General features: G+C 70.5%; 13 protein-coding genes. 8 read left to right on the top strand and 5 right to left on the bottom strand.

Annotation, left to right across the window (positions count from 1 at the left end; genetic code table 11):
• Nucleotides 1-22: 22 nt before the first annotated feature.
• Genes pcp through OL358_RS11320 form a run of 3 tightly spaced genes read left to right on the top strand, consistent with a single transcriptional unit; the run spans nt 23 to nt 2,398 of the window.
• Nucleotides 23-658, top strand: a complete 636-nt coding sequence (pcp, locus tag OL358_RS11330) for a pyroglutamyl-peptidase I (protein WP_264710071.1) — start codon at nt 23-25, stop codon at nt 656-658.
• A gap of 52 nt (nt 659-710) precedes the next feature.
• On the top strand, nt 711-1,382 hold the full coding sequence (locus OL358_RS11325) for a GntR family transcriptional regulator (protein ID WP_264710070.1): 672 nt from the start codon (nt 711-713) through the stop codon (nt 1,380-1,382).
• Nucleotides 1,379-2,398, top strand: coding sequence for a 1-aminocyclopropane-1-carboxylate deaminase (locus OL358_RS11320; protein WP_264710069.1), 1,020 nt, complete (start codon nt 1,379-1,381; stop codon nt 2,396-2,398). The genes OL358_RS11325 and OL358_RS11320 overlap by 4 nt, the downstream gene beginning before the upstream one ends.
• 6 nt (nt 2,399-2,404) lie before the next feature.
• On the opposite strand, the gene OL358_RS11315 is transcribed toward OL358_RS11320, so the two are convergent.
• Nucleotides 2,405-3,463, bottom strand: coding sequence for a hypothetical protein (locus OL358_RS11315; protein ID WP_264710068.1), 1,059 nt, complete (start codon nt 3,461-3,463; stop codon nt 2,405-2,407).
• A 108-nt stretch (nt 3,464-3,571) separates the two neighbouring features.
• Complete coding sequence (ispG, locus tag OL358_RS11310; protein ID WP_264710287.1) at nt 3,572-4,702, bottom strand: flavodoxin-dependent (E)-4-hydroxy-3-methylbut-2-enyl-diphosphate synthase; 1,131 nt, start codon at nt 4,700-4,702, stop codon at nt 3,572-3,574.
• A gap of 167 nt (nt 4,703-4,869) precedes the next feature.
• Between ispG and OL358_RS11305 the strand changes: the two genes are divergently transcribed.
• Together OL358_RS11305 and OL358_RS11300 are read left to right on the top strand one after the other, a co-directional pair.
• Entirely contained in the window at nt 4,870-6,126 is a 1,257-nt protein-coding gene (locus OL358_RS11305; RefSeq protein ID WP_264710067.1) for a low temperature requirement protein A, read from the top strand.
• 146 nt (nt 6,127-6,272) lie between these two features.
• The gene (locus OL358_RS11300) at nt 6,273-8,192 is read left to right on the top strand and encodes an anthranilate synthase family protein (RefSeq protein ID WP_264710066.1); all 1,920 of its coding nucleotides are present in this window, start codon (nt 6,273-6,275) and stop codon (nt 8,190-8,192) included.
• Between the two features lie 464 nt (nt 8,193-8,656).
• Here the strand turns inward: OL358_RS11300 and OL358_RS11295 are convergent, their stop codons facing one another.
• The 3 genes from OL358_RS11295 to OL358_RS11285 all read right to left on the bottom strand — a co-directional run bounded on the left by OL358_RS11295 (nt 8,657) and on the right by OL358_RS11285 (nt 11,709).
• Entirely contained in the window at nt 8,657-9,916 is a 1,260-nt protein-coding gene (locus OL358_RS11295) for an RNA polymerase sigma factor (protein WP_264710065.1), read from the bottom strand.
• Nucleotides 9,913-10,281, bottom strand: coding sequence for a YciI family protein (locus OL358_RS11290; RefSeq protein WP_264710064.1), 369 nt, complete (start codon nt 10,279-10,281; stop codon nt 9,913-9,915). Before OL358_RS11290 ends, OL358_RS11295 begins: the two co-directional genes overlap by 4 nt.
• Nucleotides 10,282-10,362: 81 nt before the next feature.
• Nucleotides 10,363-11,709, bottom strand: coding sequence for a M50 family metallopeptidase (locus tag OL358_RS11285; protein ID WP_264710063.1), 1,347 nt, complete (start codon nt 11,707-11,709; stop codon nt 10,363-10,365).
• Nucleotides 11,710-11,791: 82 nt separating this feature from the next.
• Between OL358_RS11285 and OL358_RS11280 the strand changes: the two genes are divergently transcribed.
• The 3 genes from OL358_RS11280 to OL358_RS11270 all read left to right on the top strand — a co-directional run bounded on the left by OL358_RS11280 (nt 11,792) and on the right by OL358_RS11270 (nt 14,910).
• Nucleotides 11,792-12,373: a hypothetical protein gene (locus OL358_RS11280; RefSeq protein ID WP_264710062.1), complete on the top strand. Its 582-nt coding sequence runs from the start codon at nt 11,792-11,794 to the stop codon at nt 12,371-12,373.
• A gap of 73 nt (nt 12,374-12,446) precedes the next feature.
• Nucleotides 12,447-13,151, top strand: a complete 705-nt coding sequence (locus OL358_RS11275; RefSeq protein ID WP_264710061.1) for a YcnI family protein — start codon at nt 12,447-12,449, stop codon at nt 13,149-13,151.
• A gap of 94 nt (nt 13,152-13,245) precedes the next feature.
• Nucleotides 13,246-14,910 (top strand): Mur ligase family protein, encoded by a 1,665-nt coding sequence (locus tag OL358_RS11270; protein WP_264710060.1) that lies wholly within the window; start codon nt 13,246-13,248, stop codon nt 14,908-14,910.
• Nucleotides 14,911-14,916 lie beyond the last annotated feature (6 nt).

The following is a 14,916-nucleotide window of genomic DNA, read 5'->3' as shown; positions in this document are numbered from 1 at the left end:
GCTGCGACCGTAGCCTGGATCGGTGACGACCGTGCTCCTCACCGGCTTCGAGCCCTTCGGCGGCGATGCCGGCAATCCCTCGGGGGAAGCCGTGCATCTGGTCGCCGCCCACTGGACGGGACCGGAGGTGCTGGTGACCGCGGTGCTGCCGGTCACGTTCGCCGGAGCAGCGGCCCGGTTGCGCGAGCTCATGTCCGAGCACGAGCCGGATGTCGTGATCGCGGCCGGACTCGCCGGCGGAAGGACGCGGATCGGCATCGAGCGCGTCGCCGTCAACCTCGTCGATGCGCGGATCCCCGATAACGATGGAGCCCAGCCGATCGACGAGCCAAGCGTCGTCGGTGCGCCGACGGCCCGCTTCGCGACCCTGCCCGTGAAGGCGATCTCCGCCGCCGTCGAAGACGCGGGCATCCCGGCGGAGGTTTCATACTCGGCCGGCACCTTCGTATGCAACCACGTGTTCTTCACCGCGCTCGAGGCGTCGGCGCCTGGCACGCGCGCGGGCTTCGTCCACGTCCCCTGGTCTGCCGAGCACGCGCCGGATCCGGACACCCTCACCCTCCCCCTCACCGACATCGTGCGGGCGCTCGAGGTCGCGGTACGCACGACGCTCGATGTCGAGACCGACGCGACGGTCCGAGGCGGCACCCTGCACTGACCCGCCCAACGCGGACTGGCGTTCGCAGGCGATGTGCAATATATTGCGTATCGTGCCTGTTCCCACCGAGACGCTCGCTCCCCGGGCCCTGCTGCGCGACGAGGTCCTCACCCGCCTGCGCGATGCCATCGTCGACGGCACGCTCGCGCCCGACGAGCAGCTGCGCGACACCGAGATCGCCCTCTGGCTCGGCGTGAGCCGCACCCCGGTCCGCGAGGCGATGCTCGAACTCGGCCGCGCCGGGCTGGTGCGCGCCCTGCCGGGCCGCTCGACGGTCGTCGCGCCGCTCGATCCCGCCGCGATCCGCGATGCTCAAGACGTCGTGGCGGCGATGCACCGCGTCGCCGTGGCGACCTCGGTCCCCCTCATGACCGTGGCGCACCTCGACCGCATGCGCGCCGCGAACGCCCGGTTCGCGCAGGCGCAGAGCGAGGGGGATTCGGATGCCGCGCTCGCCGCCGACGAGGAGTTCCACGCCGTCGCACTCGATGTGTGCGGGAACGCCGCTGTTCGGGCCGTGATCGCCCAGTACGAGCCCGTCCTTCACCGCGCCGAGCGTCTGCGCTTCGCCTCCACGGAAGGCCGCGACTCGGTCGCGCGACACGATCGCCTCATCGCGCTGTGCGCTGCGGGCGACGCCGAGGGCGCAGCATCCGTCGCCGAACAGACCTGGCGGAGTCTCACCGTGAGCTCCCCCGAGAGCCCATCCGAGGAGACCCCGTGAAGCTCGACCAGTTCCCCCGCTACCCGCTCACGTTCGGGCCGAGCCCGCTGCAGCACCTCAAGCGACTCACCCAGCACCTGGGCGGCGCGCAGGTGTGGGCAAAGCGCGAGGATGTCTCGAGCGGCCTCGCCTACGGCGGCAACAAGGTGCGAAAGCTGGAGTACATCGTCCCCGACGTCCTCGCCTCCGGCGCCGACACCCTCGTGTCGATCGGCGGCTACCAGTCCAACCACACTCGTCAGGTGGCCGCGGTCGCCGCGCACCTCGGGCTCAAGGCCCGGCTCGTGCAGGAGAAGTGGGTCCCATGGGACGACCCGGTGAACGACAAGGTGGGCAACATCCTGCTCTCGCGCATGATGGGCGCCGACTCGCGCCTGGACGACGCCGGCTTCGACATCGGCATCCGCGACTCGTGGAAGGACGCGCTGGCTGAGGTCGAGGCATCCGGCGGCACGCCCTATCCGATCCCGGCGGGCGCCTCGGAGCACCCGCTCGGCGGGCTCGGCTTCGCGAACTGGGCGTTCGAGGTCGCGGAGCAGGAGAAGCAGCAGGGCGTCTTCTTCGACACCATCGTGGTGTGCACGGTCACGGGATCGACGCACGCCGGCATGATCGCCGGATTCGCGGCGCTCGAGGACCTCACCGGCGTGAAGCGCCGCGTCATCGGCATCGATGCATCCGCCACGCTCGAGAAGACGCGCGACCAGGTCGCGCGCATCGCGCGGAACACCGCTGCGCTCATCGAGCTCGGGCGCGACCTTCGCGACGACGAGATCCGGGTGCTCGAAGGCTGGGCGGGCGAGCTCTACGGCCTGCCGGTCGAGTCGACGATGGAGGCGATGGCGCTGGGCGCGCAGCTCGAGGCGATGATCACCGACCCCGTCTACGAGGGCAAGTCGCTCGCCGGCCTCATCGACCTCGTGCAGGGCGGCGACATCCCGAAGGACTCCACGGTGCTCTACGCACACCTCGGCGGGCAGCCGGCGATCAACGCCTACCACTCGCTCTGGAGCTGAGCAGAGTCAGCCTGCGAGCGTCTCGAGCAGCCGCTCCGCGATCGGGATCAGATCGTTCGCCGCCGCGTTGTGGAGGTGGATGACGTTGACGCCATCGGTCGCGAAGAGCCACACCCGGTCGTTGCCCACGTCGAAGGTCACCGCGCCGACGGTGCCGGCGACGCTCACCGGGACTGCCCCGTCCATTGCGGCGATCGACTCCCAGGCCCACGATCCGCAAGCACTCACATTCGCGCCCGAGATGAAGGTCTTCCCGCCGGGAGCACTGCCGTCCACGCTGACCCACGGGCAGTTCAGGCCTACGCCAGTGGCATCCAGCATGATCGACTCCGGCTGCGCCGAGCCCTCCCAGTAGCCGTTGCCGTAGCCGGTGCCGAGGAACTCTTCCAGCCGCATCGATGTGGAGAGCGTCTCGCAGTCGGGAAGCGTCATCCACGTCTCCTGCCGATCGGCTGCGACACCGTCGAATCCGTCGCCGACAGTGGCTGCAACGCCGTCGGCTGCGTTCACCAGGAGTTCGGCCGGGATGTCGTCGGACCAGAAGTAGACGCGTGTCATCAGCCAGTAGTCGCCTACCTGCCTGCTGAATCGGCATCCGGCGACGTCGTACGCCGGGTCGCATTTCACCTCGGCGTACGCCGCGGCGAAGTCGGCAGGCACTTGCGCTGCGGGGAGCACGATGACACCGAGCGACAAGACCAACGTCTCGCTCGAGGACGACTCTTCGGGAAACCACTCGCATTCCATCCCGCCCAGAGTGCCCAGAGTCGTGTGTTGGATGTCGGGCAGGACGGGGCCACCCCTCTCGGTCCAGCCCTCGCCGAGCAACTCGTTCAGTTGTGCGGTGGTGAGCAAGCGTGTGCAGTCGCCACCGAACGGCACCGTCGGCTCGAGGACGGCTTCCACGACCGGCGCCGGATCCGCGGTGGAGGGCGAAGCGGACGGCACCTCAGGACCCGCAGCGGGCGCCGGGTCGCTCATGAACAGGAACACCAGAGCCACCGCCACCATGACGGCCAGCAGCGCTGCGATTGAGGCGAGTACAGCGACGCCACGTCTTCCCATGGCCGAAATCTTCGCACGCCGAGGTCACAGGCGATTACGCGTCAGCACAACGATTCGATCACGCGCATGCCGGCAGCGGAATGCGTCCCCACGACCCGCCCGGAGTCGTCAGCTGGTGACGACCTGCGCGGTGCCGACGGCCGCGTTCGGACCCATCTCGTCGGCGATCCGATTCGCCTCCTCGATCAGGGTCGCGACGATCTCGGACTCGGGCACGGTCTTGATGACCTGGCCCTTGACGAAGATCTGACCCTTGCCGTTGCCCGACGCCACACCCAGGTCGGCCTCGCGCGCCTCGCCGGGTCCGTTGACGACGCAGCCCATGACGGCCACGCGCAACGGCACGGTCATGTCCTTGAGGCCCTCGGTCACGTCGTCGGCCAGCGTGTACACGTCGACCTGGGCGCGTCCGCACGACGGGCACGAGACGATCTCGAGCTTGCGCTCGCGCAGATTGAGCGACTGCAGGATCTGGTGGCCGACCTTCACCTCTTCGGCGGGAGGTGCGGAGAGCGACACGCGGATCGTGTCGCCGATGCCCTCGCCGAGCAGGATGCCGAAGGCCGTCGCGCTCTTGATGGTGCCCTGGAACGCCGGTCCGGCCTCGGTCACGCCGAGGTGGAGCGGCCAGTCCCCCATCGCCGCGAGCAGCCGGTACGCCTGCACCATGATGACCGGGTCGTTGTGCTTGACCGAGATCTTGAAGTCGTGGAAGTCGTGCTCCTCGAACAGGCTCGCCTCCCAGCGCGCACTCTCAGCGAGCGCCTCGGGAGTGGCCTTGCCGTACTTCTCGAGCAGGCGCGGGTCGAGCGAGCCCGCGTTCACGCCGATCCGCAGGCTGACCCCGGCATCGGATGCGGCCTTCGCGATCGCACCGACCTGGTCGTCGAACTTGCGGATGTTGCCCGGATTCACACGCACCGCGGCGCAGCCCGCGTCGATCGCCTGGAAGACGTACTTCGGCTGGAAGTGGATGTCGGCGATGACCGGGATCTGACTCTTCTTCGCGATGATGTGCAGCACGTCGGCGTCGTCCTGCGACGGCACGGCGACGCGCACGATCTCGCACCCGGATGCCGTCAGCTCGGCGATCTGCTGCAGGGTGGCGTTGATGTTCGTCGTCGGCGTGGTCGTCATCGACTGCACGCTGACGGGGGCGTCGCCGCCCACGAGCACTTTGCCGACCTTGATCTGGCGGCTCTTCCGGCGGGGGGCGAGCGTTACGGGGACCTTGGGCATCCCGAGATTCACGGCTGGCACGGTCCCAGCCTACGCGCAGCGAGTGAGGCCCGGCCGCTTGCGGACGGGGCCGAGCGAGCAAGCGTCGAGCGCCGAAGGCGCGAGCACCCGGGCTGGCGATGGGCTGAGCGTCGACGGTGCGGATGCCGCCCCGGTATCGTGCCCGCATGAGCGAAACGACCGCGACCGCCCGCAGCCATCGCGTCGCCAGGATGACGGGCCGTGACCCGCGCGAACGGCACAGGGCGGCCACTCCCCTCGAACTGCTGTTCGACCTGACGTTCGTCGTCGCCTTCAGCCAGATCTCATCCGAGGCCGCGCACTTCCTCGAGGTCGGCGAGGTGAGCACGGTGCTGCTCGGTTTCCTCTTTGCTGGCTTCGCGGTCACCTGGGCGTGGATCAACTACTCCTGGCTCGCCTCGGCCTACGACAACGACGACGTCTTCTTCCGGATCGCGACGCTGATCGAGATGGTGGGCGTCCTGATCCTGGCGTTGGGCGTTCCACCGCTGTTCGAGTCGATCCACGAGGGCGAGTACGTCGACAACGGTGTGATGGTCGCGGGCTACGTCGTCATGCGCATCGCCGCCATCGCCCTCTGGCTGCGGGCCGCCGCGCACGACCCCGCACACCGCAAGACGTGTCTCGCGTACGTCGTCAACATCTCGATCGCCCAGCTCGGCTGGATCGCGCTGATCTTCGTGAACCTCCCCCTGCCGGCGACGTTGCTCTGCGCGGTGATCCTGGCGTCGTTCGAGCTCGCCGGGCCCCCGTTCGCCGAGCTGAAGTACGGGCGAACGCCGTGGCATCCGCACCACATCGCCGAGCGCTACGGGCTGCTGGTGATCATCACCCTCGGCGAGGTCATCCTCGGCACGATCCTCGCGATCTCCGCCGTCCTCACCGCGCAGGGCTGGACGTTCGAGACCGCCATGGTCGCCTTCGGCGGCACGAGCCTCGCCTTCGGTCTGTGGTGGGTGTACTTCATGATGCCGTCGGGCACGCTGCTGGCGCGGCATCCGGAGCGCGGATTCGTGTGGGGGTACGGACACATCATCCTGTTCGGATCGCTCGTCGGAGTCGGGGCGGGCCTGCACGTCGCGGCACAGGTGATCACGCACGAAGCGCACGTGGATGCCACGTTCGCCCTGCTCTGCGTCGCCGTCCCCGTGCTCGTCTTCCAGATCATGCTCTTCACGCTCTACACGCTCCTGCTGCGCGAGTTCGATCCCTTCCACATCTGGCTGTTCGTCGGCGCCGTCGTGATGCTCGCGTTCAGTGTGGTCGCGGTGAGCGCCGGGGCATCCATCGGCACCGCTCTGCTCATCGTCGCCGCCTCGCCCGTCGTGATCATCGTCGGCTACGAGACGGTCGGATGGCGGCACCAGGCCGCGGCGCTCGAGAAGGACGCAGCCCGAGCCTGATCGGCGCCTGTGGTAGGTTCGGCCCATGTCCGCACGCCTCTCCTGGTGGCTCACCGCATAGGCGGTGGGTTCGCGCGACCACAGACCGCCCTCGTGGCGGTCTTCTTTTTCGTAGGGTTGACCGCCCCCACGACGAAAGACCGATCATGACCGGGCCCGCCCACCCCTCCCTCCGTGAACTGGCCGCGCGCGGCATCCCGTTCGCCCTCATCGCCCGTGACGGCGCAACCGTCGAGATCCTCACCGGCGATGTCGTCGATGTGGAGCTGCTCGCCGACATCCCGCTGACGGATGCTGCCGGCGTGCCGCGGGAGGTGCTTGCCCTCGTCCCCTTCCGTCAGGTGCGAGAGCGCGGATTCGCGTGTCACGACGACGGCGCTCCGCTGCGGTGCCTGGTGGTGTCGGAGCACACGAGCGTGCCGCGCGAGGTCGCGCTCGCCGAGCTGCCGACTGAGCCCGTGCCTCTCGTCGACGCCGGTTTCGACATCGCCGATGAGGCCTACGCCGAGATCGTCCGTTCCGTCATCGCCGACGAGATCGGCCGGGGCGAGGGTGCGAACTTCGTCATCCGCCGCGATTTCACCGCGGGCGTCGAGACGGATGCTGCGACCGCCGCCCTCACATGGTTCCGCGCGCTGCTCGAATACGAGCGGGGCGCCTACTGGACGTTCGCGATCGTCACTCCGGGCCATGTCGCGGTGGGCGCCAGCCCCGAGGCGCATGTGAGCGCGCAGGGCGGCGTCGTGACCATGAACCCCATCTCCGGCACGTTCCGCCACCCGGCGGGCGGCGCGACCGCCGAGACGCTCACCGAGTTCCTGGAGTCGACCAAAGAGACGGAGGAGCTCTTCATGGTCGTCGACGAGGAGCTCAAGATGATGAGCGCCGTCTGCTCCGACGGCGGACGGATCACGGGGCCGCACCTCAAGGAGATGTCGCGTCTCACGCACACCGAGTACGTGCTGCGCGGCCGGAGCCGGCTGGACCCGCGCGACATCCTGCGCGAGACGATGTTCGCGCCCACGGTGACCGGCTCGCCGATGCAGAACGCCTGCACGGTGATCACGCGCCACGAGCAGACTCCGCGGGGGTACTACTCCGGCGTCGCCGCACTGTTCACGCCGAGAGCGGATGCCGCGTCCGGCGAGCAGCCCCACGATCTGGACGCCCCGATCCTCATCCGCACCGCGTACATCGAGGACGGCCGGCTGCGGGTGCCGGTCGGTGCCACGCTCGTGCGGCACTCCGACCCCTACGGCGAGGTCGGCGAGACGCACGGCAAGGCCGCGGGCGTGCTGGGTGCGATCGGCGCGATCGCGCGCGATGTCGTGGCCGAGCCCGACGCGATCGACGAGGATGCACCGGCCGCCGAACCGCGTGCCCTCGCCGACGACCCGGCGATCGCTTCACTGCTCGCCTCGCGCAACGGCCGCCTGGCATCCTTCTGGCTCGAGCCGCAGGGCGGCGACGACGGACCGTTCCGCGGCCGCGGTGCGCTCGTCGTCGACGCGGAGGATCGCTTCACCACGATGCTCGCCCACCAGCTGCGCCACCTCGGGCTGGACGCACGCATCGTGCCCTGGGGCGAGGTGACCGACGACGAGATCGATGCCGCCGAACTTGTGGTTTCCGGACCCGGTCCGGGCGATCCTCGCGACCCGGCCAGCGCTCGCATGACGCGGATGCGCGAGGTCGTCGCGCGCCGGCGCGCGTCGGGCAGGCCCCTCCTCGCCGTGTGCCTGAGCCACCAGATCCTCGCCGATTCGCTCGGGATCGGCCTCGCACCGCTCGCCGCGCCGCACCAGGGTCTGCAGAAGACCGTGGACGTCTTCGGCCAGCCCGCCTCGATCGGCTTCTACAACACCTTCACGGCGCGCGTTCCGGCGGGCACGACGCAGCTCGGTGCGACGGAGATCGCAGCGGATGCCGCGACCGGCGACGTGTACGCGCTCCGCGGTCCGGGCTACGCCTCGGTCCAGGGCCACCTCGAGTCGATCCTGTCGCGCGACGGCATGGTGACGCTCGAACGGCTCGTCGCCGCGGCCCTGGAGCCCGTCGGGTCCTAGGCGCGCGTACCGCGACGCACGACCCTTTGCGCGGCCACACCAACCCTTCCCGTTTTCGCATGTGAGTTCCGGCTCACACACAGACACTCGCGTGACCCCCGCGCACACACCTTCATGTGAGTTCCGGCTCACACACAGACACTCGGGTGACCCCCGCGCACACACCTTCATGTGAGTTCCGGCTCACACACAGACACTCGGGTGACCCCCGCGCACACACCCTCATGTGAGTTCCGGCTCACATGACTTCGCTCAGGGCGATCCGGGGCGTGTGAACGCGAACTCACATGCGCGGAACTGCTTATGCGAACCGGCAGCAGCCGCACCACACGGACAGATTCCCATCTCCCCCGCTCGTGAGGTCCCCGCGCGACGCCTAGCGCTCGCCGCCCAGCGCTCGTCGCCTAGCGCTCGCCTCCCCGCGCGACGCCCCGCGCCCCGCCCAGCGCTCGAGAGCCCCACGCTCAGCGGCCGGCACGCGCCGCGAGCAACCTCCGCTCGGCCTCGTTCGCCGTGAGTTCGAGCGCCTCGAGGTCCTCGGCGAGCGCCTCGTCGTCACGTCCGAGCTCACGCAGCAGCGACGCGCGCACCGCGTGCCACAGGTGCGAGCGCTCCAGCGCGCCGGCGAGCGCGTCGAGCTCAGTCAACGCGGCATCCGGTCCCTCCACCCGGGCCAGTGCGACCGCGCGATTGAGCCGCACGACGGGCGATCGGTCGTACGCGAGCAGCATGTCGTAGAGGGTGAGCACCTGCAGCCAGTCCGTGGCGGCGGCATCCGCCGCGTCGGCATGGCACGCGGCGATCGCCGCGTGCAGCTGCCAACGGCCCGGACGACGCAGGCGCGCCGCACGCTCGAGCACGACCCTCGCCTCGGCAAGCAGCGCACCGTCCCAGCGGGAGCGGTCCTGGTCGGCCAGCAGCACGAGCGATCCGTCCACCGCTCGCGCCGCCTCGCGCGCACGATGGAACGCGAGCAGCGACAGCAGTCCCAGCGCCTCGGGCTCGCGGGGCAGCGCCTCGGCGATCACACGCGCGAGCCAGAGCGCGTCGTCGGCGAGGTCGCGATCGGCCGAGGCGTCCCCTCCGGCCACGAGATGGGCCTCGCTGTACATGACCGACACGATGGTGAGCACGATGTCGAGCCGCTCCGCGCGCTCGGCACCCTCCGGGATCCGCAGCGGAATCCCCGCCGCACCGATCTTGCGCTTCGCGCGCACGATCCGCTGCCCCACCGCGGTGTCGGTGCTGAACGTCGCCCGCGCGATCTGCGCTGTCGTCAGACCGCACACCGCCCGCAGCGTGAGGGCGAGCTGCGCATCGGGCGACAGGGCCGGGTGACAGCATCCGAAGAGCAGGGGCAGCCGCTCGTCGGCGTCGGACGGCTCCGCATCCGCTCCGCCGGCCGGCCTCGCGTCGGCGGCGAGCAGCGGCAGCCGATCGCGCATCCCCCGGTCCCGCCGCAGCGCGTCCAGCGCGTTGTGACGGGCGGCCTGCAGCAGCCACGCGCCGGGCTTCGGCGGCACACCCGTGCCACGCCACGCGCGCAGCGCCTCCTCCACGGCCTCCGCTACGGCCTCCTCCGCGAGGTCGAGGCTTCCGAACGAACGGGTCAGCGTCGCAACGAGCTTCCCCGATTCCGCGCGCACCGTGCGGACGAGCAGCAGATCGGATGCCGCGACCCCGGCGACGGGATCGTCAGGGGTCGCGGCATCCGTCCCACTCACTGGTCGAACTGGCTGTAGTCGGTCACCATCGGCCGCACTTCGACCGAGGTGCCGGGCAGGTCGAGCATCGGCCAGGAGCGGGCGAGAGCCAGCGCCGCGTCGAGATCGTCGACGTCGATGACCGAGAATCCGCCCACCGCCTCGCGCGCCTCGGTGAAGGGGCCGTCGACGAGGACCGGACCGTCGGCTCCGTGGCGCACGGTCGTGGCGGTCGTGACCGGCTGCAGTTCGGCGCCGGCATCGCTGATCTTTGCGTCGTGCTCCTGGAACCACTCGTAGACGCGGCCGTAGACCTCCTGCGCGCGCTCCGGTGGCACCGCGGCGTCGAGCTCGGGCGTCGAAGTGAACATGATGACGTACTTCACGGTCGTGGTCCTTTCGTCAGTGGAACCGTTTCATCCCCACAGCGAACGGGCAAGACCGTTTTCGACAGCCGTCGCGAAAAACTACGGACCGAACAGCGACATCGGGTTGACGATGTCGGTCAGGATCAGCACGCCGCCCATCACGATGAGGGCGACCACGACGACGAACGTGATCGGCACGAGCTTCGTGGCGTCGACCTGCTTCGGCGGCGGGCGGCGCGTGAGCTTCGCCCACGCGCGTCGGATGCCGTCCCACAGCGCGACCGCGATGTGGCCGCCGTCGAGCGGCAGGAGCGGGACCAGGTTGAAGACGAACAGCGCGATGTTCAGCGACGCCAGCAGCGAGAGGAAGCCCGCGACGCGGTTGAGCACCGGCGCCTCGGCCGAGGCGACCTCCCCCGCGAGCACGCCGGCTCCCACGATGCTGAGCGGACCGTTCGGATCGCGGTCCGCGCCGGTGATGAGGGTGCTCCCCGCCTCCCAGACCTTGACCGGCATCTGCCAGATGATCCCGGCGACGGCGCCCACGTTCTCGATCGCCGTCTGCGGACCGACCCAGATCGGCTGACGCAGATAGTCGACCTCCTGGCGGATGCCGGCGATCCCGACCTCTTCGGTCTGCTGCTCGCCGTTCTCGTCGAGCACGGCTCTGCCGCGTTCGTCCGTGACGACCTGCTCCACGCTCGCGGGCGTGAGGGTGAGCGTCTGCTCCCCGCCGTCGCGCTCCACCGTCACGTCGATCGCGCGGCCAGGCGACGCCTGGATGATCGCCGCCGCCGCCGCGAACGTCGCGACCTGCTGCCCGTCGACCGCGACGATGACGTCGCCCGGCTGGATTCCCGCGGCCGCCGCGGGCGCGGCCGGATCGGATGCCACGCATTCGGTGCGATCCGCATCCGACGGGATGATGCATTCGCTCACGCTCTGCACCGTGGTCGTCGCCGTCTGCACGCCGATGCCCGACAGGAGCACCGCGAAGAGCACGATCGCGAACAGGAGGTTCATCGTGGGCCCGCCGAGCATGATCACCACGCGCTGCCAGATCGGGAGCTTGTAGAAGACGCGGTCCTCGGACACCTCGAGCGTCTCGTCGTTCGCGGCGCGCGCGTCCTGGACCATCGTGGCGAAGAACCCGCCCCCGGCGCGGCCGGAGCGCTGACCGGATGCCGCGGCCGCGAGCTGCTTCGGTGACGGCGGGTACATGCCCGCCATCGAGATGTAGCCGCCGAGCGGGATCGCCTTGAGCCCGTACTCGGTCTCGCCGATGCGTCGTGACCAGAGCGTCGGACCGAAGCCGATCATGTACTGGCCGACCCGCACGCCGAACTTCTTGGCCGGCCACAGGTGCCCGAGTTCGTGGAGCGCGATCGACACGGCGAGCCCCACGACCAGGAGCACGACGCCGATGACGAATGCAAGAGCTTCCACAACCCACACGGTACCCGCGTCCGCCTTGGAGTTGGCTCCGACCCCGCTCGGAGGAGCCTAAGCTCGATCCGAGGAGGATCCCGTGACCCCACGTCATGTCCGCACCCTGCGCGGTGCAGCGGCGGCGTGGGTCGCGACGATCGTCGCGGCGACCTCCCACACGCTCGCCGGCGGCGGCGCTCCCGCTCCCCTGCTCGTCGCTGTGGTCGGCATCCTCGCCTGGCCGATCGGCATCGCCCTCGTCGGCCGCCGCCTGTCGGTGTCGCACATCGCGTCGGCCGTGGTCGCGTCGCAGCTGCTGTTCCACGTCGCGTTCGCCGTCGTGGCGGGAGCCGACCCGTCTGCGGCCGCAGGTCACGTCCACCACCTCGTCCTCGACGGCGGAGGACTCACCGTCGCCCTCGTCCCCGACGCCCCGATGCTCCTCGCGCACGCCCTCGCCGCTGTTGCGACCCTTCTCGGCCTGTACGGCGGAGAGCGGATGCTGCGAGCTCTGGGCCGCGGCATCCGCTCGGTCGTGCAGCGGTCCGACGTCGTCCCGCTGGCACCGCGCACTGTCGTGCGGAGCGCGCTCGCGCACTTCTCGCTCGCGCCGGCGCGCGGCGTCGTCCTCTCGGACCTCTCACGGCGGGGTCCCCCGTCGTTCGTCGACGCGGTCGTCTGACCGCGGCATTCGCCGGCACGTGCATCCGCGCACGTGTCGTTCCTCCGTGCATTCCTCGACGAAAGAGACACCCATGACCACCACCCGCTTCCGCCGCACCCTGCTCCTCGGCGCCGCCGCAGGCGTCGCGATCGCCCTCGGCGTGCCGCTCGCCGCCTCGGCTCACGTGCACGTCGACCCCGGCACCGCATCCGCCGGCTCGACCGAGACCCTCACCTTCGCCTTCTCCCACGGCTGCGACGGCTCGCCCACGTCCGCCCTCGTGATCGACGTGCCCGAGGGCGTGGGCAACGTCACCCCCGTCGTGCAGGGCGGGTGGACGATCACCCGGGAGCTGAGCGCCGACGGCGTCCCGACCCAGGTCACGTTCACGAGCGACGTGCCCGTCGAGGACGGCCTCAAGGCGACGGTCTCGCTCGACGCGCTGTTCGACGAGTCCGCGGCCGACACGTCCATCGCGTTCCCCGTGACACAGGTCTGCGTGGACGGCGAGACGGCGTGGACCGAGGTCGCCGAAGACGGCCAGACCGAGGACGACCTCGAGTCGCCGGCACCCGTCGTGGAGGTCGGGCCCGTCTCGGCGGACGGCGACGGACACGGCGACCACGGCGACGCCGCCGAGGGCGACGGGCACGACGAGGGCTCGGGCGATTCGTCCGAGGCCGCCGCGTCGGACTCCGGCGACCCCGTGGCCCGCTGGCTCGCCGCCGGCGGCCTCGTCGCCGGCATCGCCGCGCTCGTCGTGGTGCTGGTGCGCGGCCGCTCCCGCAAGAGCTGACGTCGGACGGGAGACGCCGGTTCACCGGCGTCTCCCCGCCCCGACGGTGGCGGGCATGGGTGACGGGCGCCGCGGATGAGAGGATGGATCCGCCATGCCGACCGATGCGCCTTCGAACCTCCCTCCCGTCCTGCGACCGGATGCTCCCCCCGTCCACTCCCTGGACGATCTCGCCGCACGCTTCGCCGTCGACGTGCGCGGTGACCTCGCGGGCGTGACGCTCACGGGCATCACCCTCGCGACCGCGGATCTGCGCCCCGGCGACGTGTTCGTCGCCGTTCGCGGGGTGAACCGTCACGGTGCGGAGTTCTCAGCGACAGCCGCGGAGAAGGGCGCGGTGGCGGTGGTCACCGACCGGGAGGGCGCGGACCTCGCCGCGGCCAGCGGTCTCCCCGTCGTCCTCGTCGACGACCCCCGCGGCCTCCTGGGCGACCTGTCGGCGTGGGTCTACAGCACCGGCCGCGACGACGACCTCCCGCTTCTCTTCGGCACGACCGGCACCAACGGGAAGACCAGCGTGTCGCACCTCCTCGAGGGCATCCTCGGGCAGCTCGGCGCGGTCACCGGCCTGTCCTCGACGGCGGAGCGCCACATCGCCGGCCAGGTGATCGTGTCCCGGCTGACCACTCCCGAGGCCTACGAGATGCACGCCCTGCTCGCCCTCATGCGCGAACGCGGCGTCGAGGCGGTCGCCGTCGAGGTCAGCGCGCAGGCGCTCAGCCGTCGCCGCGTCGACGGGATCGTGTTCGACGTCGCCGGCTTCACCAACCTCACCCACGATCACCTCGACGACTACGCCGACATGCGCGAGTACTTCGACGCGAAGCTCCCGCTGTTCCTCCCCGATCGTTCGCGCCGGGCCGTCGTCTGCGTCGACTCGGAGCAGGGCGCCGAGGTCGTCGCGCGCAGCCAGGTCCCGACCGTCACGGTCGGCACGCCCGCGCTGGCCGCCGATCCGACGGCCTCCGCCGACGCGGACTGGGTCGTCGAGATCCTCGACGAGCGGCAGATCGGCACGGAATTCCGGCTGACGTCCCGCGACGGACGCACCCTGACCACGCTCGTGCCGGTCATCGGCCGGCACATGGCCGCCAACGCCGGCCTCGCGATCGTCATGATCCTCGAGGGCGGCTACTCGTGGGAGCGCCTCGTCGCCGCACTCGACGGCGGCCGCATCGATGCCTACCTTCCCGGGCGCACCGAGCTCGTCTCGGGCGAGACCGGCCCGGCCGTGTACGTCGACTTCGGCCACTCCCCCGACGCCTTCGAGAAGACGCTTGCCGCGGTGCGGCGCGTGACACCGGGCACGGTCGTCATGCTCTTCGGAGCCGACGGCGACCGCGATGCGACCAAGCGCCACGACATGGGGCGGACCGGCGTCGAGGGCAGCGACATCCTCGTCATCACCGACCATCACCCGCGCAACGAAGACCCCGACTCGATCCGCGCGACGCTGATCGAGGGTGCACGGCGTGCGCGACCGGATGCCGAGATCCACGAGTTCTCGCCGCCCGAGCGCGCGATCATCGAGGCGGTCGCGCTCGTCGGCGACGGCGATGCGATCCTGTGGGCCGGCCCCGGACACCAGGACTACCGCGACATCCGGGGGGTCCGCACGCCGTACTCAGCGCGCGAGCTCTCGCGCCGCGCCCTGCGCGCCGCGGGGTGGCCCGTCCCCGAGCCCCACTGGCCCGTGCCCTATCCCGAAGACGAGACGCCCGCGTCCGATCCGCTGCGCCCGGTCTACCCCGAGGCGTAGCGCGGC

The sequence above is a fragment of the Microbacterium sp. SSM24 genome, assembly GCF_025989145.1.
Classification (GTDB): domain Bacteria; phylum Actinomycetota; class Actinomycetes; order Actinomycetales; family Microbacteriaceae; genus Microbacterium.
Note: the sequence above shows the minus strand (reverse complement) of the source record. Positions and strands in the feature narration are given on the sequence as shown.

Excerpts from the sequence above, each read along its gene's own strand:
- ispG (WP_264710287.1), bottom strand. The coding sequence starts at position 4,702 with ATGCCCAAGGTCCCCGTAACGCTCGCCCCCCGCCGGAAGAGCCGCCAG.
- OL358_RS11275 (WP_264710061.1), top strand. The coding sequence starts at position 12,447 with ATGACCACCACCCGCTTCCGCCGCACCCTGCTCCTCGGCGCCGCCGCA.
- OL358_RS11315 (WP_264710068.1), bottom strand. The coding sequence starts at position 3,463 with ATGGGAAGACGTGGCGTCGCTGTACTCGCCTCAATCGCAGCGCTGCTG.
- OL358_RS11270 (WP_264710060.1), top strand. The coding sequence starts at position 13,246 with ATGCCGACCGATGCGCCTTCGAACCTCCCTCCCGTCCTGCGACCGGAT.
- OL358_RS11300 (WP_264710066.1), top strand. The coding sequence starts at position 6,273 with ATGACCGGGCCCGCCCACCCCTCCCTCCGTGAACTGGCCGCGCGCGGC.
- OL358_RS11305 (WP_264710067.1), top strand. The coding sequence starts at position 4,870 with ATGAGCGAAACGACCGCGACCGCCCGCAGCCATCGCGTCGCCAGGATG.